The sequence below is a fragment of the Actinomadura geliboluensis genome, assembly GCF_005889745.1.
In the GTDB taxonomy this organism is placed as follows: Bacteria; Actinomycetota; Actinomycetes; order Streptosporangiales; family Streptosporangiaceae; genus Spirillospora; species Spirillospora geliboluensis.
Genome location: NZ_VCKZ01000001.1, coordinates 1 through 23,856 on the forward strand (window position 1 = coordinate 1; position 23,856 = coordinate 23,856).

Sequence of the window (23,856 nt, forward strand, 5' to 3'; positions counted from 1 at the left end):
CCTGGTTCGGACGTCGAGATCGTGGCGATCAAGCCGTCTAACAGGGGCTTCTTCGCTTCACCGGCCGAACGCCAGCATCGCGATCACTTCGTGATCACCATCTCCCCAGACCGATGAAAAAGGGTCATTGTGCGGGGCGACAACGGCCGCACTCCGACCGCCCGCGCCATTGAGGAAATGACCACATCGCCAACTCGTCACCTGAAGGGCATCGACCAAAGGTGAACAAAACCAGTCCACGGCCGACCAACGACATCTGGCGTACACCGGCAGTCGCCAATAATCGCAAGTCCCCTCCCCCACAGCACCACGATGCCTTGAGGTGTGCCGGGTTCACTGAAGCCCGATTTACCTGGCACCAGTTGGCACTGGTTTGTTGGCCGGACGGTAGTGGGGTGCCTCGCATTCGGCAGGCGGCGTGTTGCCGGTGACCGAGCGCAAAAGGCGTCGTCGTATGAACAGAACCCGATGTCGGTGAGCAACATGGCGACCTTGGTCGCCGCGAGTAGCCGGTCCGGCCTCATCCGTGGCTCACCCCGCCGCCGAGGTTCATGACGGTCATGCCGGCGACGACGATGCCCGCGCCGAGCAGCACGTACGGCATTCAGTGCTCCTCGCTGATCAGCGCGGTCAGCCGCGCGCGCACCTCGGTGTGCAGGCCGTCGCGCGGCGGGGCGAGGCCGAGCAGCCGGGCCATCCACCAGCCGTCCACGGCGAGCCGCACCAGGGTGGCGGTCGCCGGGTCGAGTCCGTCATCGCAGATCCGCTGCTGCCAGCGCTCGTAGCACTGGCGCAGCACGGCCTGTACCTCGGGCCCGCCCGATATCCCGGCGAGCAAGGCCACCGCGACCTGATCGAAACGGTCGTCCGGTGCTCCGTCCTCCTCCGGAATGGTCGCGTCGAGCCAGGCCCGGGTGAACGACCCGGGTGGTGAGCCGGGCGGCGGCAACTCGGCCTCGAACCGCTCGACCAGACGGCCGAGCACCCCCTCGATCAGCGCGCGCTTGGACCGGAAATGGTGCAGCAGCCCGCCCTTGCTGACCCCGGCCTCGGCGGCGACGGCGTCCAGCCGGATCGCGTCGGCGCCGCCCGCGATCAGTATGCGCTCGACCGCGTCCAGGATTCTGTCGCGCATGACTCCCCTTCTCCCGACCGTCCAGACGGTCGGGAGCTAGCCAGATCGAAGCCGATGATCCGGGCGATCCGGCGAAACGGTCAGGCGGAGGCTCCGTGCGCGGCGGGCTGAAGATCCAGCGCTATGTGCACGACCACGGTCTCCCGGCCGGTCTACTGTCCGGCGCCCATACTCGCGAACCCGTTGACGCGGTACATGTTCTGCTCCCCCGGCAAGGGCGCCGTCGCCTGGTCGTCTGCCGTCCCTCAATCGCGCACCGCTTCACCGACCGGCCAGTCCACCTGGCCGCCTGCGCGCTACGGTCGCGCCGCTTCCCGGACCGGCTCAACCCCGGCACCGTCTGGCCGAACGCGCAGAGGCTGGCCTGATGCGCGCCGTACGGTTTCACGAGTTCGGCGGACGGGACGTCCTGCGGATCGGCCAGCTGCCGCAGCCGGAACCGGACGCCGACAGCGTGGTGATCCGGATCGTCCGCACCGGCGTCAGCCCTCTCGACGACAAGGTCCGCACCGGTGTCCTGCCCTCCTCGATGCACAAGCCGCTGCCGCTGGCGCCCGGGCCAGCGCCGTAGGCCGCGTGGAAGATCCCGGCACGTCCGGGCATGCGCCCGGTGCCCGCGTCCTGCTGTGCGGTTGGGGCTACGGCACGACCCGCGACGGCACCTGGCGGGAACTGGCGACCGTCCCGCCGAGTCACCTCGTCCCCATTCCCGACGACGTCGGCGACGACGCCGCCGGCCTCGTGACCGGATCGGGGTATCTGACCGCCAGGCTGGCGCCCACCAGGACCGCACGAATGCGGCCGGGTCAGGTCGTTCTCGCCCCTGGAATCTACGGCGCGGTCGCCAACGCCGCCGCGCAGGTGGCTCCGCTCCTGGGCGCCTCGCGGGTCATCTCCACCGCCCGCGGCGCTGACCGCCTCGCCGCCGTCCCACACGCCGACGACCTTGCCATCATCGACCTGGAGCAGGAGACGCTGAGCGCCGGAGTCGCGCGGTTGACCGACGGCGCAGGAGTGGACATCGTCCTCGACGGCCTCGGCGGCGATCTCACCGGCCAGGCACTTGGCACCCTTCGGCGCGGCGGAGTCCTCGTCAGCATCGGCTACATCGCCGGCACGAAGGCCGCCATCGACGTCACCGACCTCATCTGGAAGACCGCGCGCATGGAGGGCTTCCTGTTCACCGCTTTCACCCAGCAGGAAGTCGCCGACACCTACCGCACCCTGCTCGGGCATCTTTCCGTCCGCGCCATCAAACCCGCGATAGACGGGGTCTATCCACTCGACCAGGTCGCCGAGGCCCAGAGACGCGTCGTCGAGGACCGTCCTCTCGGGAGAGTGTTCCTCGATCCCCGCACCTGAGCCCGCCTCGTGGCCCGCGGCTTTGAGGCGCCGCCTCCGGGCGCGGAAGGCAGGTTGGTCTGCCTTCCGGTGGACAAGTTTCTCACTGTCTCGGGTTTGCGGCGGATCCTGTCGGACCGGTGTGTTTCGATCCTGGCCACGGCCTCGTCGGCGCGGGGAACTGGCAGGAGGAACGCATGGGTCACGACTGGTCCACCGAGGAGTACGGGGCTTTACGGCCCTGGTGGCTGCCGGGCTGGGTGGCATTGCCCCGAAGGCCGCGCAGCGTTGAGGGATGGGCCGTATGCGTGCTCCTGCTGCTGGGCCTGATCGCGCTTCTCGCATACCTGTGGCAACTCTCGATCACCTACTGGTATCTGTCGCTCCCCGGCCTCGCACTGCTCGCGTTCGCGTCCGACCGCTACTGGCGGTCCTTGTGGTCCGCCGAGCTGGAACGCCGGGAAAGAGTCAGCTCCTACAGCCTGACATTCGCGCAGATGCGGGACATGCACTGGCGCGACTTCGAGATCGCGATCATGCACCTCATGCGCCGCGACGGGATCGACGCGGAGCACACCGGCAGAACGGGCGACTTCTCCGGCGACGTTATCGGCTACGACGCCGCGCTCGACGAACGCTGGATCGTTCAGGTCAAGCACTACACCCCGAATAACAAGGTCAAGTCCGACGACGTCCAGAAGGTCGCCGGTGCCGCCTGGCCCATCTACCAGGCCCGGATGATGCTCGTCGTCACCACCAGCGGATACACCCGTGATGCGCTGGCCTTCTCCGCCAAGGCCGGGATCCACCTCATCGACAAGGCCGCCCTCATCCGCTGGGCCACCGACGGCGTCCACCTGCACGACGTCCTCGGCATCGCTGCGGACGCCCGCTACGGCAACGCCAGTTGAGCCTGGCTGCGCCAGGACCTCTTCCAGGCTGGACGGCTTGGTCACGTAATCGTCCAGGCTGAACCGGTACCGCTTGCGGCCTGCACGACATCAGCGTGGACGCCGAAGGTGACCTTTAGATCACCGCGTCACCAGCGCCGCTCGACGGTCCCCTTGGTGGCGACCTGCGCCTGCCTGAGGGAGCGGAGCTTCGCTCGCCGGCTGCGGCGCCGCTCAACTCTGGCAAGGCGGCGCTCGTCAGCGGAGCCTTCGCCTTCCTGGTGAATGCGCCGTTGCAGCCTGCTCTCGACCCAGTCCCCCAGCGGTAGACCGGGCTCCTTCCGCCACGTCTTCGGCCGCCGGCGCGCCAGCATGTCCTCGACTTCCCCGGCTCTGTCGGCGTCAAGGGCGCCCGTGGCGTTCCGAAGGATCCGCTGGAGACGATGGCGGTTGGCGCGATTGGGGAACCGCTTGTTCAGCCGTACCGCGTTCCTCGACGACTTGTCGTTCTCCGCGTAGGCGTTGCGGCGATCTTTGGCATAGCTGAGCCGCTTCTTCTCCCGAGGGTTCCTGCTTCCCACCACTCCCCACCTCCACGTCCGACCGCCTCGGGGACGAGCCCGGGAACGTCCACACGTTCCATCCTGGGGCGCGCGCCCGGCGCGAACAACCGGATTTCCCGCCAGTTACGAGAAGTGGGGGTGTCACCGAAAAGGACGCCTGAGCTTCACCCGACACCGACTCAACGCGGAATTTTGTTCCATGTCACTGTTCGGGCCGGGCAGATCGCCTGGGCGGAACTCGGCCGGGCCACTACGGCCAAGCACGTCAAGGTGGTCATCTCGCAATCCGATGGTGCGTCCATGCTCGCCGAGTTGATGCTCGCGCGCTGAGCCATTCCGAAATGGAACGGTGGCCGCTCTGCAAAGCGGCCACCGTTCCCCTCCGTCGTCTACTCGGCAGGGGTGAGGATGCCGTCGTCGCGGATCGAGCGGAGGACGTCGCGGGCCGCGTCCAGAGTGCGGTCGATGTCCTCCTCGGTGTGCGCGGCGGAGATGTGGTTGCGCTTGAGGGTGAGCGGCAGCATCAGGAAGCCGCGGTCGGTCATGCGGCGATGGAAGGCCACGTAAGCGGCATGGTCGTTGCGCAGGAGGTCGCGGTAGCCGCGGATCGGCCCCTCGATGAAGTAGAGGCTGAACACCCCGCCGAAGCCCGCGGCGGTGGCCGCGATGCCGAGGTCGGCGCAGATGCCGGTGAGGCCGGAGCGCATGCGGTCGCCGAGGGCGTGGGTGCGCTCGTAGAAGTCAGGGTGCTCGCGCAGGTAGGTGATGGTGGCGATGGCGGCGGTGGACGAGACCGGGTTGCCGTTGAAGGTCCCGGCGAGCAGCACCTCCCCGCCCGCCGAGCTGAAGTGCTCCATCAGGCGGCGCGGGCCGGCGAGCCCGGCGATCGGGTAGCCGTTGCCCATCGCCTTGCCGAAGGTGGTGAGGTCGGGCAGGACGCCGCAGACCTGCTGGTAGCCGCCGGGCGCGTGCCGGAACCCGGTGATCACCTCGTCGAAGATGAGCAGCGAGCCCTGCTCGGCGGTGAGGGCGCGCAGCCCGGTCACGAACTCCCGCGTCGGGACGAGGGCGCCGACGTTGTGCGGGATCGGCTCCATGATCACGGCCGCGATCCGGTCCGGGTGCGCCTCGTACAGGGCGCGGACGGAGTCCAGGTCGTTGAACTCGGCGATCAGCGTGGCGTCCAGCGCCTCCGGCAGGATGCCGCCCGACAGCGGGTCGCTGCCGTAGGCGCGGTCCGGCGCGGAGATGACGTTGCGGGCGACGGCGTCGTGCCAGCCGTGGAAGCCGCCCTGGAACTTGACGATCAGCGGCCGGCCGGTGACCGCGCGGGACAGCCGGACCGCCTGCGCGGTGGCCTCGCTGCCCGACATCGCCGAGATCATCTGCTCGGCGGACGGAATGGTCTCGGTGACCAGCCGGGCCAGCTCGATCTCCGGCTCGGTGACCCCCCAGCCGACCAGGTCGACTCCCCCGATGGCGGCGCGCACCGCGTCGTCGACCTCGGGCGCGGCGTGGCCGAGCAGGATCGCGCCGAACGCCGCGTGGTAGTCGAGGTAGCGGCGTCCGTCGGCGTCGGTGACGTGCGCGCCGGACGCGGCGGTGATCGCGTGCGGCACGCCGACCAGGCGGGTGGCGGAGTTGACGCCGCCGGGGATCACGGCCTGCGCGGCGGCGAGCAGTTCCGCGCCGGACCTGCGCCCGGCCAGCTCGGCGGTGGTCATTCTGGGAGCCCCCAAGAGATTGGCGAGTGATGGGTGACGCTGTCGGCGAATAGTTCATGGAAAGGCGTTCCATGTCAACCCTTCGATTGCGGGGCCTCCGGTTGAGCAGGGAGACCTCAAGTTTTTCTCCCGCGAACCCTTGACACGTGAATGGCCTGGGGATCAGGATCCCTCGACATGGAATCCCATTCCGTGCCGCTTCGGACGCTGGTCGTCGGCACCGGTTTCATCGCCGCGCAGCACGCCGCCGCGATCCATGCCGAGCCGCGGCTGGAGCTCGCCGGCGTGGTCGACATCGACCCCGGCCGGGCCGCCGCCGCGGCCCGCGCGAACGGCGGCGTGCCGGCCTTCACCGACCTCGCGGCGGCGCTCGCGGAGACCGGCGCCGGCGGCTGCGTCGTCTGCACCCCGAACGACACGCACGCCGACATCGCCGTGGAGGTCGCGGAGGCGGGCGCGCACCTGCTGATCGAGAAGCCGCTCGCCACCGGGGTGGCCGGCGCGCGCCGGGCGGTCGAGGCGTTCGCGGCGGCCGGGCGGGTGCTGATGCCCGCGCACAGCCACCGCTACTACGACTACGCGCGGACGGTCCGGGACGTGCTGCGTTCCGGTGAGCTGGGCACGGTCGACCTCGTCCGGCTGGCGATCCTCGGCGGCTGGATCTGGCCGGACTGGCGCGGCTGGATGCTCGACCCGGCCCGGTCCGGCGGGCACGCGCTGCACAACGGCGTCCACCTGCTGGACCTCGTCGCCTGGTGGACGGACGACACCCCGGAGACCGTGTACGCGCGGGGCCGCCGCCAGACCGCTGCGGAACTGGGCATCTACGACTACCTGGAGATGACGGTCGGGTTCGCCGGCGGCGCGACCGCCGTGTGCGAGATGAGCCGCGGGCACCGCCCGGCGTCCTTCGCCCGCCGCGACGTCATGGTCGCCGGGAGCGGCGGGATCCTCACGCTCCCCTGGGACGCCGAGTCGGGGACCGCCACCGACGAGACCGGCACCGCGCTGCTCCCGCCCGGCGGCGGCGACGGGTTCGCCCTCCAGATCGCCGCCTGGGCCGACGCCGTCACCGGCGAGCCGCCGCTCGTGACCGGCGAGGACGGGCTGCTGGCCGTGGCGATGGGCGTCGCCGCCGAACGATCGATCGCGACCGGCGAGCCCGTCCGGGTCGCCGACGTCCTCAAGGAGGCGTCCTGATGCGCACGCTCAAGGTGCTGCCCTGGGGGTCGGGCGGGTTCGGGACCCAGGACCACCAGCACGACATGTACCTTCCCGCGTTCCGGGCGCACGCCGGGTTCGAGGTCGTGGAGAGCGACCGGCCGGACATCAGTGGAGCCGTCCGCGCGACGGGCGCCGAGGTCGTCTGCGTGTGCGCGCCGCCGGAGGAGCGGGCCGACCGGGTCGTCGAGGCGCTGCGCGCCGGCTGCCACGTCCTCGCCGACAAGCCGCTCGCGCTGGACGCGGCCGGCGTCGAGGCGATCGCCGCGGTCGCGGCCGAGACCGGCCTGGTCTGCATGCCGGCGCACCACCACCGGTTCGGCGCCGCCGTCCAGGCCGCCAAGGGGGCGCTCGCCTCCGGACGCGTCGGGCTGCCCTGGAACGTCCAGGCCGACTTCCTCGTCGACGGCGGCGACCCGTGCCCGGACGGCGAACTCGTCAACTTCGGCCTCTACCCCGTGGACGTGGTGCGGGCCCTCACCGGGCAGGCGGTCCGCCGCGTGCACGCCGTGCCGGGCCGCGAGCGGAGCCGGTTCACCGTCCTGCTGCTCGACCACGAGCACGGCATGACCAGCACCATCACCGTCGGCCGGCTGCGCGGCACCGTCGACGCCCCCGGCATGGCGCTGCACCGGTACCGCATCAGCGGCTCCGGCGGGGTCATGGACGTCGACGCCGCCAAGCCGGGCGCGTCCGTCCGGACGGTGACGGGCAGCCGCACCGCCTGGCACGGCCCCGGCACCGTCGACCGGATGCTCACCGCGCTGCACACCGCCGTCGTCACCGGCCGGCCGCCCGAGGCCGGCCCGGCCGACGCCCTCGCCGCGCTGCGCGTCACCGACGCCGCGGCCCGTTCCCTCGCCCTCGGCACGCCCGTGCCGATCGACTCCCCGGAGGTCTGATCCATGAAGCTCGCGACGTACCGCCTGCCGGACGGCGGAGTCCGCCACGGCGAGATCGTCGAAGGCGGCCGCGTCACCGACCTCGGCCCCGGCGACCTCTCGGCGCTGGTCGGCGGGCTCGGCTCGGTGCCGTCCGGCGGGACGGAGCACGCGCTGGACGAGGTGACGCTGCTCGCGCCGCTGCTGCGTCCCGGCAAGGTCCTCGCGGTGGCCGCGAACTACCAGGAGCACGTGACCGAGACGGGCGGGGACGCGCTCGACAAGTCGCGGATCTCGCCGCGGCTGTTCATCAAGCCCGGCACCGCCGTCAGCGGCCCGGGCGAGGACATCGCGCTGCCGTCGGTCAGCCCCAGCATCGACTGGGAGGCCGAGCTGGTCGCGGTGATCGGGCGCGGCGGCAAGGACATCCCGGTCGAGGACGCCCTCGGCCACGTCGGCGCCTACACGATCGGCAACGACGTGTCGGCCCGGAAGATGGACTACGGCCACGACCGCGACACCGAGGACTCCGCGGTCGCGTTCTTCGACTGGCTGAACGGCAAGTGGCTCGACGGGTTCGCCGCGCTCGGCCCGTACCTCGTCACCGCGGACGAGGTGCCCGACCCGCAGAAGCTCGAGGTGATCCTGGAGGTCAACGGGCGGGTCCGGCAGCACGGCGACACCGGTCAGATGATCTTCAGCGTCGCGGAGCTGGTGGCGTTCGCGTCCCGGCTGATGACGCTGGAGCCCGGCGACGTGCTGTACACCGGCACGCCGTCCGGGGTGGGGATGGCATCGGGGGAGTTCCTGTCCGCAGGCGACGAGATGACGGTCCGCGTGACCGGGCTCGGAAGCCTGGTGAACCGCGTCCGCTGAGCGGACCAGTGGCCGGGCGGGTGCCCGGCCACCGCCGAGAAGAGGCAGTCAATGACCATTCGTTCCGGGAGAACGAGGGCCCGCGGCCCCGGGCGGCGAGCCGCCGCGGCCGCGCTGGGCGGCGTGCTCGCGGCGGGCGCGCTCGCCGCCTGCAGCTCCGACCCCACCCAGAAGTCCGCTGGCGGGGACGCGGGCGTCCTGAACATGTACCTGTACCAGAAGCCGAAGACGTTCAGCCCGCTCGCGCCCAACAACGGGCCCGACCAGCTCGTCATGTCGTTCATCTTCGACTCGCTGTACGGCTCGGACGGGTCCTACGGGCTGAAGCCGCACCTGGCCGCCGCCGCGCCCGAGGTGTCGGACGACGCCAAGACGATCACGGTGAAGCTGAAGCCGGGCCTGAAGTGGAGCGACGGCAAGCCGCTCACCGCCGAGGACGTGGTATTCACCTTCACCGTGCTCGCCGACCCGGAGACGGGCAGCGCGCAGGCGGGCAAGTTCGCCGCGGTGGCGGGCGCCAAGGAGCTCGCCGACGGCAAGGCCGACTCCCTCACGGGCGTGACCGCGCCCGACGCCGCCACCGTGAAGATCACCACGACGCGGCCGGCGGCGGGGCTGCCGGGGCTGATCGGCAACACCCCGATCCTGCCCCGGCACGTCCTCGGCGAGGGCCCGGCGAAGGGGCTCGGCGACAACGGCTTCTTCACCCGGCCGACCGTCGGCTCGGGGGCGTTCACGTTCGCCGACTACAAGACCGACCAGTACGTGGAGCTGAAGGCGAACCCGAACTTCCGCGAGCCGGTATCGGTCAAGAAGGTGTTCCTGAAGCCGGTCACCTCCGACGTGGCGACCGCGCAGCTGCGCACCGGCGAGATGGACCTCACCCAGGTCTCGCCGACCGACCTGCCGACCGTGAAGAAGATGGACGGCGTCAAGGTCGTGTCCGCCAAGAGCCCCGGCTTCACCCGGATCGCCCTCAACCAGTCGCAGAAGCGGTTCAAGGACGCGCGCGTCCGGCAGGCGCTGCTCACCGCGATCGACCGCAAGGGACTGGTCGAGAAGGTGCTCGGCGGCGCCGGGACGGTCGTGAACTCCAGCTTCTACGGGGAGCTCGCGACGTCCGCGGCGAACGACTACGCCTACGACCCCGCGAAGGCCAAGAGCCTGCTCGCCGAGGCCGGCTGGGACGGGGCCAAGCCCGTCACGCTGTCGTGGATCCCCGGGCAGCGCGACCGCGACACCGCCGTGACGGTGATCCAGAGCCAGCTCAAGGCCGTCGGCGTGAACGTGGAGCTCAAGCAGGTGCAGGCGGACGAGCTGCTGTCGTCCTACGAGAAGAAGTCGTACGACATGGCGCTGTTCGGCGGCGGCAACTACGCGACCGAGCCGTCCACCGTCGCGACGATCGACGCCTGCGACCAGTCCTACCCGGCGGGCGGCAACGTCGCGCACTTCTGCGACCCGAAGCTCGACGAGCTGCTGTCCAAGGCCGACTCGGTCGCGGCGCCGGCGGAGCGCACGAGCCTGTTCCAGGAGGCCGCCAAGGTCGAGAACGCGCAGGTGCCGTACCTGTGGCTCTACAACCCGGACGCGGTCTGGGCGTACCGGACCCGGCTGTCCGGCTTCGAGCCGACGGGTCTCCCGACGAACGAGGTCGGGACCTGGGACTTCGCGAACTGGAAGCTGAGCTGATCCCGGCCGGGCCGGGGGCGGGCGCCCCCGGCCCGGCCGCCGTGCAAGGAAGGAGGTGAGGCGTGGCGGCCTACGTCATCCGGCGCCTGCTGGTGAACGCGTTCGTGTTCCTGCTGATCAGCGTCGGGATCTTCGTGCTGGTGCGGGTCGCGCCCGGCGACCCGGTGCGCATGATGGTCGACCCCGAGCAGATGCGCGGCGGCGGCCAGGCGTTCATCGAGGCCAAGCGGCACGAGCTGGGGCTCGACCGGTCGATCGTCGTCCAGTACGGGAACTGGCTGTCGGGGGCGCTGCACGGCGACTTCGGCTACTCCTACGTCGGGCACCGGCCCGTGTCGGCGGTGCTCGGCGAGCGGGTCGGCCCGACGCTGCAGCTGATGGGCGCCGCCCTCGCGGTCGCGCTGGTGGTGTCGGTGGCGCTCGGCGTGGCCGCCGCGGTGCGCCGCAACACGTCCGTCGACTACGGCGCCACCGTCCTCGGCCTGGCCGCGGTCTCGGTGCCGCCGTTCTTCCTCGGCATCGTCGGGATCTACCTGTTCTCCCTGAAGTGGGGGGTGCTGCCGTCGGCGGGGATGACCACGCCGGGCGGCGGCGGCCCCGCCGACCAACTCCGGCACCTGGTCCTGCCGGGGCTGATCCTGGCGTTCGTCACCGCCGGGCCGTTCACCCGCTACGTGCGCGGCGGCCTGGTGGACGAACTCGGCGCCGACTACGTCCGGACGGCCGAGGCCAAGGGCGCGTCGCGGGCCCGGGTCGTGCTGCGGCACGCGCTGCGCAACTCGCTGATCCCGCTGATCACGGTGGTGATGTACCAGATCCCGCAGATGCTGGCGGGCGCGGTGGTGATCGAGCAGGTCTTCGCCTGGCCGGGCATGGGGCAGCTCGCGGTCAGCTCGATCGGCCAGCACGACTACCCGGTCATCGTCGGGTTCGCGTTGTACGTGGCGGTGCTGGTGCTGCTGTGCAACCTGATCGCGGACGTCCTGTACGCCGTCGTCGACCCGAGAGTGAGCCTGCGATGACCACGGCGCAGAAGCGGACGAAGGTCCCCCTGGAGAAGAGGCCCGCGGCCGAGAAGGCCGCCGCGTCGGCGTCGCCCCGGGCGCGGGCGGTGCGGCGGTTCCGCCGCAACCGGCTCGCCGTCGCCGGGAGCGTCGTGCTCGGCGCGGTGGTGCTGGCGTCGCTGCTGGCGCCGTGGATCGCCGGGCACCCGAACGCGGTCGACCTGGACGCGGTGCGGCAGGGGCCGTCCGGCGCGCACTGGTTCGGCACCGACCCCTCCGGCCGCGACGTGTTCGCCCGCACCCTGCACGCGGGCCGGGTGTCGCTGCTGGTCGGGCTCGCCGCGGCGCTCGGCGCCGTCCTCGTCGGCACGCTGTTCGGCTCGGTCGCCGGGCTGTTCGGCGGCATCGTGGACAGCGTGATCATGCGGATCGCCGACATCGTGATGTCGTTCCCGACCGTGGTGGTCATCCTGGTGCTCGCCGGGATCGTCGGGCCGAGCGTGACCGTGCTGATCGTCGCGATCGGGCTGACGCAGTGGCCGGTCGCCGGCCGGGTGGTGCGCGGCGTGACGCTGTCGCTGCGCGACCGCGAGTACATCCAGGCCGCCGAGGCGTCCGGGGCGAACGCGTGGTGGCTGATCCGCAAGCACATCGTGCCCGCGGCGCTGGCGCCGGTGACGGTGACCGGCACCCTCGCCGTCGCGCAGGCGATCATGCTGGAGACGACCGCGTCCTTCCTCGGGCTCGGCGTCCGGCCGCCCCAGGCGAGCTGGGGGAACATGCTGAACGACGCGCAGAACCTGACGCTGATCCAGACGATGCCGTGGCTGTGGATCCCGCCGGGCATCGCGATCGCGGTGACGGTGCTCGCCGTCAACTTCGTCGGGGACGGCCTCCGCGACGCCGTCACGCCGGGAGGACGCACATGACCGCGCGCACCGGGCCCGGGAGCGGGCCGCTGCTGGAGATCGAGGACCTGGTCGTCGAGTTCGCGGGCGACGAGGAGACCGTCCGGGCCGTGGACGGCGCCGGGTACACGGTCGCGCCCGGCGAGACGCTCGGCGTGGTCGGCGAGTCGGGGTCGGGCAAGAGCGTCACCGCGATGTCCGCGCTCGGGCTGATCAGGCCGCCGGGCCGGGTCGTGTCGGGGCGGGTCGTGTTCGACGGGTCCGACCTGCGCGCCATGCGTCCCCGCGAGCTGCGCAGACTGCGCGGCGGCCGGATCGCGATGATCTTCCAGGATCCGATGACCGCGCTGAACCCGGTCGTCACCGTCGGCGCGCAGATCCGCGAGGCGCTGCGGCTGCACCAGCCGGGCATGTCCCGGGCGGCGGCCCGCAAGAGGGCCGCCGAACTGCTGACCCTGGTCGGGGTGCCGGGCGCGGAGCGGCGGCTGAAGCAGTACCCGCACGAGTTCTCCGGCGGCATGCGGCAGCGCGCGATGATCGCGATGGCCATCGCCAACGACCCCGACCTGCTGATCGCGGACGAGCCGACGACCGCGCTGGACGTGACCGTCCAGGCCCAGGTGCTCGACCTGCTGCGGCTGACGCGGCGGGAGACCGGCGCCGCCACCGTGCTCATCACCCACGACCTCGGCGTGGTCGCCGAGCTGGCCGACCGGGTCGTGGTGATGTACGCGGGGCGGGTCGTCGAGCACGGCACCGTCGCGGCGATCTTCGACTCGCCCCGGCACCCGTACACGCGGGGGCTGCTGGACAGCCTGCCCGCGCTGGACGGCGACGCCGGCGACCTGACCCCGATCCCGGGGTCCCCGCCGCTGCCGGGCGAGGTCGCGGAGGGCTGCGCGTTCGCGCCCCGCTGCCCGATGGCGCGGGACAGGTGCCGCGCGGAGCGCCCGGAGCTGACCCGGTCCGGGCCGGGACGGGCGAGCGCCTGCCACTTCCACGACGAGATGGCCGAGGAGGAGACCGATGACCGAGCTTGACGCGGCGCGGCCGGACCGGGCGCGGCCGGACGAGGTCCTCGCCGTCACCGGCCTCGCCAAGCACTTCCCCGTCCGGTCGGGGCCGCTGCGCCTGCGGACCGGCAGCGTCCACGCGGTCGACGGCGTCGACTTCTCGCTGCGGGCGGGGCGGACACTGGGCCTGGTCGGCGAGTCCGGCTGCGGCAAGACGACCGCGGGGCGGATGGTGGTGCGCCTCCTGGAGCCCACCGCCGGGCGGATCGTCGTGGCCGGGCGGGACGTCACCCGCGTGCGCGGCGCCGAGCTGCGCGCGCTGCGCCGCGACCTGCAGCTGGTGTTCCAGGACCCGTACGCGTCGCTGTCGCCGCGGATGACCGTCCACGACATCATCGCCGAGCCGCTGCGCGTGCAGGGCCGCTACGACGACGGCGGCCCCGAGCGCGTCGCCGAGCTGCTCGACATGGTGCGGCTCGCGCCCGCGCACGCCCGCCGGTACGCGCACGAGTTCTCCGGCGGGCAGCGGCAGCGCATCGGCATCGCCCGCGCGCTCGCCCTCGGCCCGAAGGTCCTCGTGCTGGACGAGCCGGTCAGCGCGCTGGACGTGTCGATCCAGGCGCAGGTCGTCAACACGCTCCGGGAGCTGCAGCGCGAACTCGGGGTGGCGTACCTGTTCATCTCGCACGACCTGTCGGTGGTGCGGCACGTCTCGCACGAGATCGCGGTGATGTACCTCGGGACGATCGTGGAGCGCGGCACCCGGGACGAGATCTTCCGGAGCCCGGCGCACCCGTACACGCAGGCGCTGCTGTCGGCCGTGCCGCGCACGCGGCCCGGCGCCCGCGCGGGCCGGGAGCGGATCATGCTCACCGGGGACGTGCCGAGCCCGATCGACCCGCCCTCCGGCTGCCGGTTCCGGACCCGCTGCTGGAAGGCGCAGGACGTCTGCGCCACCGAGACCCCCGCGCTCACCGACCGCGACGGCGTCGGCCACCCGGCCGCCTGCCATTTCGCCGAGCCCGCCGACGTGCTGGCCACCGCCTGACCTCAAGGAGCGAAAGTGCACGACGCAGACCAGCGACTGGCCGCCTCCGCCCTGGAGCCGGGGCCCGCGGGCGAACGGCCGTCCGTCGCCGCCGCGCGCCGTTCCGGTGCCGTCCTGATCGCCTCCGGCCAGGTCGCCGCCCGGGACGGGAAGCTGATCGCCGAGGGCCGCGTCGGCGAGGACGTGTCGCTCGATGTGGCCCGCGCCTGCGCGCGGCAGTGCGCCCGCAACGTCCTCACCGCCGTCCGGGACGAGCTGTCCGGGCTCGGCGCCGTGGAGCACGTCGAGGCCGTGTCGGTGTGGGTGGCGTCCGCGCCCGGGTTCACCGACCAGCACCTGGTCGCGGACGCGGCGACGGCCCTGTTCACCGAGGTGTTCGGCGACGACGCCGGACGGCACGCGCGGGTCGCGCTCGGCGTCGCCGCGCTGCCGACCGGCAGCCCGGTCGAGGTGCAGGCCACGTTCCGGCTGCGCACGCCATGACGGAACTGCTCATCACCGGCGGGACGCTCGTCGACGGCACCGGGGCGGCGCCGCGCCGCGCCGACGTCGCCGTCGAGGGCGGCCGGGTCGAGGCGATCGGCGACCTGGCGGGACGCCCGGCCGCGCGGACGATCGACGCGTCCGGGCAGGTCGTGGCGCCCGGGTTCGTGGACGTCCACACCCACTCCGACCTGACACTGCTGTCGAACCCGGAGGCGCACAGCGCCGTGCGGCAGGGCGTCACGACCGTCGTGGTCGGCAACTGCGGCCTCGGAGTCACCCCTGTCGCCGCCGACCCGGACGCCCTGCGCCAGGCCGCCGGATACCTGGACCTCGACCCGTCCGTCCGCTGGAACTGGACCGACCTGCCCGGCTACCTCGCCGCGCTCGACGCCGCGCGCCCGTCGGTGAACGTGGCCGCGCTCGTCGCGCACACGCCGCTGCGCGCGGCGGCCGTCGGGTTCGGCGACCGGCCCGCCGACGCGGCCGCGCTCGACCGGATGCGGGGCCTGCTCGGCGACGCGCTCGCTGCGGGCGCCGCCGGCGTCTCCACCGGCCTGGTCTACGCGCCCGTCTGCTACGCCCGCGAGGACGAGCTTGAGGCGCTCGGCCGCACCGCCGCCGCGCACGGCAGGCTGTTCTCCTGGCACGTCCGCGACTACGCCGACGGGCTGCTCGACTCGGTCCGGCAGGCGCTGCGGGTCGCGGCGGCGACCGGCTGCCGCACCCAGATCTCGCACCTGGTCGCGGTCGGGCGGCGCAACCACGGCTCGGTCGCGCGGGCGCTGGAACTGATCGACGCCGCGCGGGACGCCGGCCTGGACGTCGCCTTCGACATCTACCCCTACCTGGCCGGGAACGCGCCGCTGTCGCAGCTGCTGCCCGCGTGGGCGCAGGAGGGCGGCGAGGGGCCGATGCGGGCCCGGCTCACCGAGCCCGGCGTCCGCGCCCGCGTCCGGGACGAGTGGCGCGGCATGCCGAACGCGTGGGACGACATCGCCGTCGGCGGGCGCGCCCTGCCCGATCTCGCCGCCGACGCGGGCGCCGACCCGCCGGAGATCGCCCTCGACCTCGTCGCCGAGCACGGCAACGGCGTGCAGATGGTGGCGGGCGGGCGCAGCGAACGCGACCTCGCGGACGCGCTCACGCATCCCGCCGCCGTCATCGGCTCCGACGGCCAGGCCCTCGACCCGGACGGGCCGACCGGGCGGGGCACGCCGCACCCCCGATCGTTCGGCTGCTTCCCGCGGCTGTTCGCCGAGTACGTCCGGACGGGCCGGATCGGGCTCGCCGAAGCCGTCCGGAAATGCACGTCCGCGGCCGCCGAGCGGGCCGGGCTCGCGGGGCGCGGGGTGCTGCGCGGCGGGGCCGCCGCCGACATCGTCGTTTTCGACCCCGCCCGCATCGCCGATCGGGCTACGTTCGCAGCACCACAGCGGTATCCGGAGGGGATCTCCGCGGTCGTCGTCGGCGGCCGGACCGTGGTCGAGGACGGCGCGCACGGCGGCGCCCGGCCCGGCGAGATCCTCCGTATCCCCTGAACGCGGATCTTCCGCAGCGCGCATTCCCTGAACGGAGACGAGGCACCGATGGACCAAGGCAGAGGGACGGCATCCGGGACGCGTCCCGCGGCCCGCCGCCGCAACGTGGACGACGACCGGCCCGCGGCGGCCAACTACCACGCCAACGCGCTCGCCCGCGGCCTGGCGCTGCTGGAGCGGCTCGCCGCGCGCGGCGGCACGCTGACCCTGAACGACTTCTCGACGGGCACCGGCCTGCCGAAGAGCACGCTCGTCCGGCTCCTCGCCGTCCTGGAGGAGATGGGGTACGTGGTCCGCGCCGACGAGCGCCCCGCCTACCGGCTCGGCCACAAGACCCTCACCCTGTCCACCGCGTACCTGAACGGGCTGGACCTGTCCCAGGTCGCGGGCGGGCACCTGGCGAAGGTCGCCGAGGCGACCGGGCAGACCGCCAACCTCGGCGTGCTGGACGGGCGCGAGGTCCTGCACGTGTGCGTCCGCGAACCCGACCGGCCGATCCGCTTCCACACCACGCCCGGCACGCGGGACGCCGCGTACTGCACCGGGCTCGGCAAGATGCTGCTCGCCGGGCTCGACCCGGCCGTCCTCGCCCCGCACCTGCCGCCCGAGCCGTTCCCCGCCCGCACCGAGCACACGCTGACGACCGTCGCCGCGCTGACCGAGGACCTGCGGGGCGCCGCCGAGCGCGGCCACGCGCTGGACGACAACGAGGGCAGCGTCGGCCTGCGCTGCGTCGCCGTGCCGGTCGAGGTGGACGGCGCCTGCGTCGCCGCGCTCAGCGTGTCGGGGCCGTCCGCCGAGTTCGACGGCGACCGCCGCGGCCGCTATCTGGACCTGCTGCGCGCCGCCGCGGCCGGCCTCGCGGCCGACGCCGACGTCGTCGCCGCCCTGGAGTTCCTGCGCTCGTCCCTGCGCTCCGACGTACCCCGTCCCCGGGAGGATTCTTGATCGACTTCCACACCCACTGCCAGCGGCCCGAGCACTGGGGCCACGAGTGGGACGACCACTGGAAGCCCGTCTACGGGCGCGGCGCCCACGAGTTCACCGCCGCCGACTACGACCGCGCCATGGCGGACGTGACGGCCGCGTGCGTGTTCGGGATCCGCGCCACCGCCGCCGGGGTCCTCACGCCGAACGCCCACACCGAGGCGTTCTGCGCGGAGACCGCCACCGAGACGATCGGCTTCATGGCGCTCGACCCCACCGACCCCGACGTCCTCGACCAGCTCGCCGACGGCGTCGCGCGCGGCCTGCGCGGCATCAAGCTGTACCCGGTGCTGGCGCTGTTCGACCCGCGCGACACCCGCCACGACCCGTTCTACCGGGCCGCGGCCGACGCGGGGCTCGTCGTCCTGTGGCACATGGGCGCCACCCCGAGCCCGGCCGGGGACCTGTCGGTCAGCAATCCGCTGGTCGTGGACGACGTCGCCCGCCGGCACCCCGACCTGGTGCAGATCATCGCGCACCTCGGGCACCCGTGGCAGCGCGAGACGATCGTGACGCTGCGCAAGAACCGCCGCGTGTACTCCGACGTGTCGGCGTCCTGGGCCCGGCCGATGGACGGCTACCTCGCGCTGGCCCGCGCGCAGGAGTGGGACGTGGTCGACAAGCTCGTCTTCGGCTCCGACTTCCCGCTCTGGACGCCCGCCGAGGCCGTCGCCGGGCTGCGCGAGATGGTCGGGCGGCGCCCGTCCGGCTTCCCCGAGATCAAGAAGGAGACCGTCGAGTGGCTGCTGGACGGCGACCCGCGACCGCAGATGGGCCTCGCATGACGCCGCTGGACGAGCTGCCGACGCCCGCCCTTCTCGTCGACCGCGCCCGCATGGAGGCCAACCTGGCCGCCATGTCCGCCGCGATCGGCGCCGCCGGCGTCGCGCTGCGCCCGCATTTCAAGACGTCCAAGTGCCTGGCGGTCGCGCGCCGCCAGCTCGCCCACGGCGCGATCGGCTTCACCTGCGCCACACCGGCCGAGGTGGAGCTGCTCCAGGACGAAGGCGTGGATGACGTCCTGTGGGCGCACCAGCCGGTCGGCCCCGCCAAGGTCGCGTTCGCCGTCCGGGCCCTGGGCCGGGGCGGGCTGACCATCGCGCTCGACTCCCTCGAAGCGGCGGGACCGCTCGCGGAGGCGGCCGCCTCCGCCGGCGTCACCGTCCCCTTCGTGCTGGAGGTCGACACGGGCCTGCACCGGGCGGGCGTCGACCCCGACCGGGCCGTGGCGACCGCCGCCGCGCTCACCGCCCTGCCCGCGCTGGAGCTGCGGGGCGTCCTCACCCACGAGGGCCACCTGGCCGCGCACGGCTCGGACCGCGCCGGCCTGGAGGCGGCGGGCGACATGGCGGGACGCACCCTCGTGCAAGTTGCCGAGGCACTGCGCGCCGACGGCCACGCCTGCCCGCTGGTCTCGGTCGGCTCGACGCCCGGCGCCACGTCCGCGCCCTTCGCCGCCGGGGTCACCGAGGCCCGTCCCGGCACGTACGTGTACTTCGACGCCAACCAGGTCGGCCTGGGCAGCGCCCGGATCGAGCAGTGCGCGCAGACCGTCCTGGCCCGCGTCACGAGCGCCCAGCGGCCCGGAACCGTCATCATCGACGCGGGCATCAAGGCGATGAGCTCCGACACCATCGCGACCGCCGGGATCCTCGGCATCGTCTGCGACCCGGAGTCAGGCCGTCCGCTGGACGGGGTCGAGTTCACCGCCGGCAACGAGGAGCACGGCTACCTGACCGGCCCGGGAACGTCCGGGCTCCGGGTCGGCGACCTGCTCCGGATCGTCCCCAACCACGCCTGCGGCACCACCAACATGTGGAGCACGCTGCATTTCGTCGAGGGCACCCGGGCCGTCGAACGCCACCCGATCGAGGCCCGCTATTAACATCCGTTCGAGCGTTGACATGGAATGGTATTCCGTGTTGCATCCAGGAAGTATGCGAGTCCGTCGAAGTACCGCCATCGCCCTGACCGCACTGCTCACTCTGGGGTTTTCCGGCGCCATGGCGCACGCGGCCCCGACCATTCCCTCAACCCCGGACCGGCCCGACGTGGTCGTGGCCCAAGCCGCCCCGGGCAAGAAACTGCATTTCCCGAACATGGAGCGGCTGAACGACGGCTCCCTCGTCGCGGTGGCCCGCGAGGGCGCCGGCCACACCGGGCAGGACGGCCGGCTGCTGATCCTCACCGGCGAGGACGGCGGCCGCACCTGGTCGGCGCCGCGGACCGTGCACGACTCCCGCTACGACGACCGCGACCCGATGATCACGCAACTGCGGTCCGGCCGGCTGCTGCTGAGCTGGTTCCAGATCGACTACTCGGTCTCCCCCGCCGAGCCGATGGGGGTGTTCGTCCGGCACAGCGACGACCGCGGCGCCACCTGGTCGGAGCCGGTCGCGGTGCAGACCTCGCTCAGCGGCGAGTCCGACATCGTCGACACCTACGAGCTGGGCTGGGCGGCGAGCCACGGGCAGATCAAGGAACTGCCCTCCGGCGAGCTGATCGTCCCGCTCTACGGCACCGTCCCCGACGACCGCTGGCAGCGCGCCACCGTGGTGCGCAGCCTGGACGGCGGCGCGTCCTGGCACGCGGGCACCGAGTCGCTGATCGCGTCCGCGCAGGGCACCCACTACCAGGAGCCGGTGCTCACCGTCCTCCCGGACGGCACGGTCCACGCCCTGCTGCGCATCGGCACGGCGGCGTCCACGATGGGCGCGGTCAACTCCCAGGAGTCCTGGTCGCGCGACGGCGGCCGCACCTGGACGGCCCCCGCCGAGATCGACCTCGTGACCTCCTCGGCCCACACCGAGGTCCTGCGGAACGGCGACGTCTTCCTCGCCTACGGCGACCTGTCCGGCCACTTCACCGAGCGGCGCGGCACCGTCGGAGCCGTCCTGCGCGACCCCGGCCGCTCGTGGACGGGCGCGCCGCGCGAACTGGTGTACGACTCGGGGACCGGCGACCAGGCCAACCCCGCCGTCGCCGAGGTCCGTCCCGGCCGGGTCCTCGTGCTCGGCTTCGACTCCGCCAAGAGCCAGCTCATCGGCGACTTCGTCGACGTGAACGGCATCCGCGACGAGCCCGCCGACCCGCGTCGCGTCGACCTGGCCGCCCTGCACGCCGCGGGCCGCCTCACGATCGACACCGACCTCACGTACACGGGCGCGGGCCGGCCGAACGTGGGCCCGGGCGGCGCGATCGACGGCGTGGTCGGCTACAACGACGCCGCCTGGAAGGCCGGCGCCGCGCCCGCCCGCTACACCGTCACCTTCGACGAGCCGCGCCGCGTACTGGAGGCCGGCGTCGCCCTCAAGCCCGGCCACGCCGAAGCAGCGACGATCAAGGTCCGCACCCCGGACGGCACCTGGCGGACCATCGGCGACCTCGATGACCGCGTCCGCTACGGCGACGACCTCACCTGGTTCCCGGTCGGCCCCGGCACCCCGATCGACGCCGTCCAGGTGGACATCACCCAGTCCAACGGCTGGGCCGTCCTCGCCGAACTGGGACTCCGCTCCCCCGCCGCCCCCTAGTTTCCACCGAGGGCGGGGCAGGACACTCGTCCTGCCCCGCCCTCACTTCTACGAAGAATGACGCGGCTATCCGGGCAGTACGCCGTTCTGGGCTTCAGGGGGCGCGGCGTTCTCCGCGCGATCGGCGCGTGTACTCCTGGCCGAGCGCGAACAGCAGCCATGTGAGAGCGGTGGCGTCGTCGACGATTCCGAATGGCAGGAAGACGTCCGGGATCAGGTCGATCGGGGAGACGATGTAGATCACCGCGATCACCATCGCGACGATCCTGCCTTTGGAGGTCCGGTAGTAAGCCTGCGCCGCCGTGCCGGACGGCCCGCCACGGCGGCGCCTCCGCAGCCGCAGAATGCCCGCGAGCAGCAGGACCGCACCAACGGCCATCACGGCGGCCCCCGCTGCGGTGATGTCGATACCGGCCAGGTCACCGTCCACGGTAAGTGCCGGCAAGGCACCCGCGACGACGAGGACGACTCCGAGCCATGCCATGCGCACCTCCGGGGGGACGTGTTCTCTGGTATTGCCATCGCAGACGATTCCACTCGGCTGGCTCCACCACGACCGCGACGCCCCTGGCGACGGCCTGATGCGGTTCCGGGCTGCGGCCGTCAGGTGAGCGCCTGGAGGAGGTAGAGGACGGCCAGCGCGGTGGCCGCGAGGCCCAGGCCGAACCGCAACGCGGTCTCGTGGAGCCGGGGCTGCAGCCGCGCGCCCAGGTAGCCGCCGACCAGTCCGCCCAAGCCGCAGGCCAGCCCCAGGGACCACTCGGGCGCGATGTCCCCGTGCGCGGTGAGCGAGAGGATCGCATAGGTGGACGCCCCCGCCACTGAGGTGAGGAAGGTGGAGGCCAGCGCGGCAGGCGCGACCTGGGCGACCGGTATGCCCCGTCCGACCAGGACGGGCCCTGCGATGGAGCCGCCGCCGATGCCGTAGACCCCGCCGACAGTGCCGACGACCAAGGCGAGCGAGGTGATGAACCGTGCCGACGGCTGCCCGGGACGGCGGCGGCGCGGACGCAGGACGCGGACGCACAGCCACAGCCCCAGCGGCAGCAGGAGCAGGCCGACCAGAACGCGGAAGACGGTGGCGCCGGGAACGGCGAACACCCGGATGACCGCCCCGATGACCACGCCGGGCAGCGCCCCGGCGATCAGCCGCCGGGTCAGCGGCCCGGTGAGGCTCCCCTGGCGGTGGTGGCGGATCAGCGCGCCGGGGCCGGCGACGACGTTGAACAGCAGGTTGGTCGGGGTGACGGCCGGGCTGGGAACCCCCAGCACGCTGAGCTGCACCGGCAGCAGGAACACCGCCCCCGACACCCCGACCGGGGCGGTCACCACCGCGATCAGCGCGCCGGCGGCGAAGCCGAACAGTTCCGTCTGCACCGTCATGTCCTCAGCCCAGGCATCGGGCCAAGCCTGCCTCATCCCCTTCGGGGCGCAGTGGCCAGGGCGGGCGGCGACCCCGCACTGCCCTGTGTCCGGCTCATCCCGTGCCCTGGGCGCCGGTCATGGAGTGGCGTGGTTTCGGCGCTGATCAGGTGTTGCGGGGTGTGGCGGCGCCCACGATCGCTGAGGTCCACTCCACTTGCCCGTGGGCCCCGAGTTCGTCCCGTACGGCATACTTGCAACCGCAGTTCCGGGGCAGGGTCAGCCGCATTTCTGGCCGAGCATTTCGGTCTTGGGCTGGTCGGTCGCCTCGGTCAGGGCCTGCGCTGTGAGGGACCGGATGCGAGCGTAGTCCGGGTGCGCGGAACGGATCAGCGGCGGGACGAACTGGATGCTGTGCAGCCCCGCCCCCCGGATCTTGCTCACCAGGCCGACCAGGGACGGCAGCATGCCGAGCGGGATGTCGGTGTTGACGGAGTACTTGAACACCTCCGCGAGCCGCCGGAAGGCGCGGAACACCGTCATCGGGTCGGCCTGCCTGTACAGCGCCCAGATCAGGCACTTCTGCCGCGCCATGCGGGCATAGTCGTCGCTGCCGGTGCGTGAACGCCCGTACCAGAGCGCCTGCCGCCCGCTGAGCCGCTGGCAGCCGGGACGGATCACCCCCGCCGCGACCTGCTCACGCGGCACCGGAATGGCCTTCCGCACGCAGACGCGCACGCCGTGCACGGCGTCGACGATCTGCCGGAAGCTGCGCATGTCGACCATCGCGTAGTAGTGGACGGGCAGCCCGACGATGTGTCCGTAGGTGCGCTTGAGGAGCTGCGCGCCGGGGTTGCGGCCAGGCGTCAGGTGCGGGTGGGAATGCCCGTACTCGTACACCTCGTTGAGCAATTCCTTCCTGGGGAACCCGGTGACCTTGCGGTGGCCGTCCCAGACCGGGACTTGTTGCAGGTTCCGCGGCAGGCTGATCAGGACCGTCGTACCCGTCCGGGTGTCCACGCTGGCCAGCGTCATGCTGTCGGTCCGGACGCCGGGCCGGTGCACGTCGGCGTCACCTCCGAGCAAGAGGACGTTCAGGCGACGTGGCAGCGACCCCGTGCCGCGCTGGGGGTGAGTCCCGACGACCAGCTTCGACGGCGCAGGGTCGCGGAAGACGGTGCGGACCAGGTCTCGCTGGACGTAGCTGTAGCGAGCCACCGCCAGCGGCGGGGCGGCGGCCAAGGTGCACAGACCCGCCACGATGATCGCAGTGATGGCCCGGGCCCCCCGGGAGATCCGTGCCGGCCGCGCGACCCGGTACGACCACACCAGGAGAGCGGGCCAGCCGATGGCGACCGCCCCCGAGGCCACCATCAGCGCCAGCAGCAGATCCGACCGGACCGCGAGCTGGACCAGGTCCCCGCGGAGGGCGACGGCCGTCAGCACCACCGCGACGATCGCGCAGACGTAGCCGCTCAGCAGGATCGTCCCGGTCACCCGCCGCCCGGACCGCAGGTGCGCCAGTCCGGGCAGCACGGCCGACGCGGCGGTCAGCAGCAGCGCCCGCCGCAAACCGGTCTCCGCGGTACGCGGTGCCCTGTGCGTCCCCCTTGATGTGATCATGGCCGAGTACTCCTCTCAGCCCACTGTCATC

General features: G+C 72.6%; 23 protein-coding genes. 17 read left to right on the forward strand and 6 right to left on the reverse strand.

The window, feature by feature from the left end; all coding sequences use genetic code 11:
• Window positions 1–604 precede the first annotated feature (604 nt).
• Window positions 605–1,135 (reverse strand): TetR/AcrR family transcriptional regulator, encoded by a 531-nt coding sequence (locus ETD96_RS00005; RefSeq protein WP_138631927.1) that lies wholly within the window; start codon window positions 1,133–1,135, stop codon window positions 605–607.
• A 367-nt stretch (window positions 1,136–1,502) separates the two neighbouring features.
• Between ETD96_RS00005 and ETD96_RS44300 the strand changes: the two genes are divergently transcribed.
• From ETD96_RS44300 to ETD96_RS00015, 3 genes are all read left to right on the forward strand, one after another.
• A complete protein-coding gene (locus ETD96_RS44300) occupies window positions 1,503–1,706 on the forward strand; it encodes a hypothetical protein (RefSeq protein ID WP_171068759.1) in 204 nt (67 codons plus the stop codon).
• A gap of 5 nt (window positions 1,707–1,711) precedes the next feature.
• On the forward strand, window positions 1,712–2,497 hold the full coding sequence (locus ETD96_RS44305) for a quinone oxidoreductase family protein (RefSeq protein WP_171068760.1): 786 nt from the start codon (window positions 1,712–1,714) through the stop codon (window positions 2,495–2,497).
• A 176-nt stretch (window positions 2,498–2,673) separates the two neighbouring features.
• The gene (locus tag ETD96_RS00015) at window positions 2,674–3,387 is read left to right on the forward strand and encodes a restriction endonuclease (RefSeq protein ID WP_138631931.1); all 714 of its coding nucleotides are present in this window, start codon (window positions 2,674–2,676) and stop codon (window positions 3,385–3,387) included.
• A gap of 128 nt (window positions 3,388–3,515) precedes the next feature.
• On the opposite strand, the gene ETD96_RS00020 is transcribed toward ETD96_RS00015, so the two are convergent.
• Window positions 3,516–3,947: a hypothetical protein gene (locus tag ETD96_RS00020; RefSeq protein WP_138631933.1), complete on the reverse strand. Its 432-nt coding sequence runs from the start codon at window positions 3,945–3,947 to the stop codon at window positions 3,516–3,518.
• Window positions 3,948–4,318: 371 nt separating this feature from the next.
• On the reverse strand, window positions 4,319–5,653 hold the full coding sequence (locus ETD96_RS00025) for an aspartate aminotransferase family protein (RefSeq protein ID WP_138631935.1): 1,335 nt from the start codon (window positions 5,651–5,653) through the stop codon (window positions 4,319–4,321).
• 177 nt (window positions 5,654–5,830) lie between these two features.
• Here ETD96_RS00025 and ETD96_RS00030 point away from each other — a divergent pair, with 177 nt between their 5' ends.
• The 14 genes from ETD96_RS00030 to ETD96_RS00095 all read left to right on the forward strand — a co-directional run bounded on the left by ETD96_RS00030 (window position 5,831) and on the right by ETD96_RS00095 (window position 20,840).
• The gene (locus tag ETD96_RS00030) at window positions 5,831–6,853 is read left to right on the forward strand and encodes a Gfo/Idh/MocA family protein (RefSeq protein WP_171068761.1); all 1,023 of its coding nucleotides are present in this window, start codon (window positions 5,831–5,833) and stop codon (window positions 6,851–6,853) included.
• On the forward strand, window positions 6,853–7,776 hold the full coding sequence (locus ETD96_RS00035; RefSeq protein ID WP_138631940.1) for a Gfo/Idh/MocA family protein: 924 nt from the start codon (window positions 6,853–6,855) through the stop codon (window positions 7,774–7,776). Before ETD96_RS00030 ends, ETD96_RS00035 begins: the two co-directional genes overlap by 1 nt.
• A 3-nt stretch (window positions 7,777–7,779) precedes the next feature.
• The gene (locus tag ETD96_RS00040) at window positions 7,780–8,631 is read left to right on the forward strand and encodes a fumarylacetoacetate hydrolase family protein (RefSeq protein ID WP_138631943.1); all 852 of its coding nucleotides are present in this window, start codon (window positions 7,780–7,782) and stop codon (window positions 8,629–8,631) included.
• A gap of 51 nt (window positions 8,632–8,682) precedes the next feature.
• Window positions 8,683–10,323, forward strand: coding sequence for an ABC transporter substrate-binding protein (locus ETD96_RS00045; RefSeq protein ID WP_138631946.1), 1,641 nt, complete (start codon window positions 8,683–8,685; stop codon window positions 10,321–10,323).
• A gap of 62 nt (window positions 10,324–10,385) precedes the next feature.
• Entirely contained in the window at window positions 10,386–11,345 is a 960-nt protein-coding gene (locus ETD96_RS00050) for an ABC transporter permease (protein WP_138631949.1), read from the forward strand.
• On the forward strand, window positions 11,342–12,256 hold the full coding sequence (locus ETD96_RS00055; protein ID WP_138631952.1) for an ABC transporter permease: 915 nt from the start codon (window positions 11,342–11,344) through the stop codon (window positions 12,254–12,256). Before ETD96_RS00050 ends, ETD96_RS00055 begins: the two co-directional genes overlap by 4 nt.
• The gene (locus tag ETD96_RS00060) at window positions 12,253–13,275 is read left to right on the forward strand and encodes an ABC transporter ATP-binding protein (RefSeq protein WP_138631955.1); all 1,023 of its coding nucleotides are present in this window, start codon (window positions 12,253–12,255) and stop codon (window positions 13,273–13,275) included. The genes ETD96_RS00055 and ETD96_RS00060 overlap by 4 nt, the downstream gene beginning before the upstream one ends.
• A complete protein-coding gene (locus ETD96_RS00065; RefSeq protein WP_138631959.1) occupies window positions 13,262–14,296 on the forward strand; it encodes an ABC transporter ATP-binding protein in 1,035 nt (344 codons plus the stop codon). Before ETD96_RS00060 ends, ETD96_RS00065 begins: the two co-directional genes overlap by 14 nt.
• 15 nt (window positions 14,297–14,311) lie before the next feature.
• Window positions 14,312–14,779: a RidA family protein gene (locus tag ETD96_RS00070; protein ID WP_240807021.1), complete on the forward strand. Its 468-nt coding sequence runs from the start codon at window positions 14,312–14,314 to the stop codon at window positions 14,777–14,779.
• A complete protein-coding gene (locus tag ETD96_RS00075) occupies window positions 14,776–16,320 on the forward strand; it encodes an N-acyl-D-amino-acid deacylase family protein (protein WP_138631962.1) in 1,545 nt (514 codons plus the stop codon). Before ETD96_RS00070 ends, ETD96_RS00075 begins: the two co-directional genes overlap by 4 nt.
• A gap of 48 nt (window positions 16,321–16,368) precedes the next feature.
• Window positions 16,369–17,268, forward strand: coding sequence for an IclR family transcriptional regulator (locus ETD96_RS00080; protein WP_138631965.1), 900 nt, complete (start codon window positions 16,369–16,371; stop codon window positions 17,266–17,268).
• The gene (locus tag ETD96_RS44310; RefSeq protein WP_171068762.1) at window positions 17,265–18,092 is read left to right on the forward strand and encodes an amidohydrolase family protein; all 828 of its coding nucleotides are present in this window, start codon (window positions 17,265–17,267) and stop codon (window positions 18,090–18,092) included. Before ETD96_RS00080 ends, ETD96_RS44310 begins: the two co-directional genes overlap by 4 nt.
• Window positions 18,089–19,192 carry an alanine racemase gene (locus ETD96_RS00090; protein ID WP_138631971.1) on the forward strand — a complete coding sequence of 368 codons (1,104 nt, stop codon included), beginning with the start codon at window positions 18,089–18,091 and terminating at the stop codon, window positions 19,190–19,192. The genes ETD96_RS44310 and ETD96_RS00090 overlap by 4 nt, the downstream gene beginning before the upstream one ends.
• A 118-nt stretch (window positions 19,193–19,310) precedes the next feature.
• Entirely contained in the window at window positions 19,311–20,840 is a 1,530-nt protein-coding gene (locus tag ETD96_RS00095; RefSeq protein ID WP_171068763.1) for a sialidase family protein, read from the forward strand.
• Window positions 20,841–20,934: 94 nt separating this feature from the next.
• Here ETD96_RS00095 and ETD96_RS00100 read toward each other — a convergent pair whose 3' ends face one another.
• The 3 genes from ETD96_RS00100 to ETD96_RS00110 form a co-directional block, all read right to left on the reverse strand.
• Complete coding sequence (locus ETD96_RS00100; protein WP_138632185.1) at window positions 20,935–21,324, reverse strand: YkvA family protein; 390 nt, start codon at window positions 21,322–21,324, stop codon at window positions 20,935–20,937.
• Between the two features lie 119 nt (window positions 21,325–21,443).
• Complete coding sequence (locus ETD96_RS00105) at window positions 21,444–22,223, reverse strand: sulfite exporter TauE/SafE family protein (RefSeq protein WP_138631977.1); 780 nt, start codon at window positions 22,221–22,223, stop codon at window positions 21,444–21,446.
• A gap of 258 nt (window positions 22,224–22,481) precedes the next feature.
• Window positions 22,482–23,825: an LCP family protein gene (locus ETD96_RS00110; RefSeq protein ID WP_138631980.1), complete on the reverse strand. Its 1,344-nt coding sequence runs from the start codon at window positions 23,823–23,825 to the stop codon at window positions 22,482–22,484.
• Window positions 23,826–23,856 lie beyond the last annotated feature (31 nt).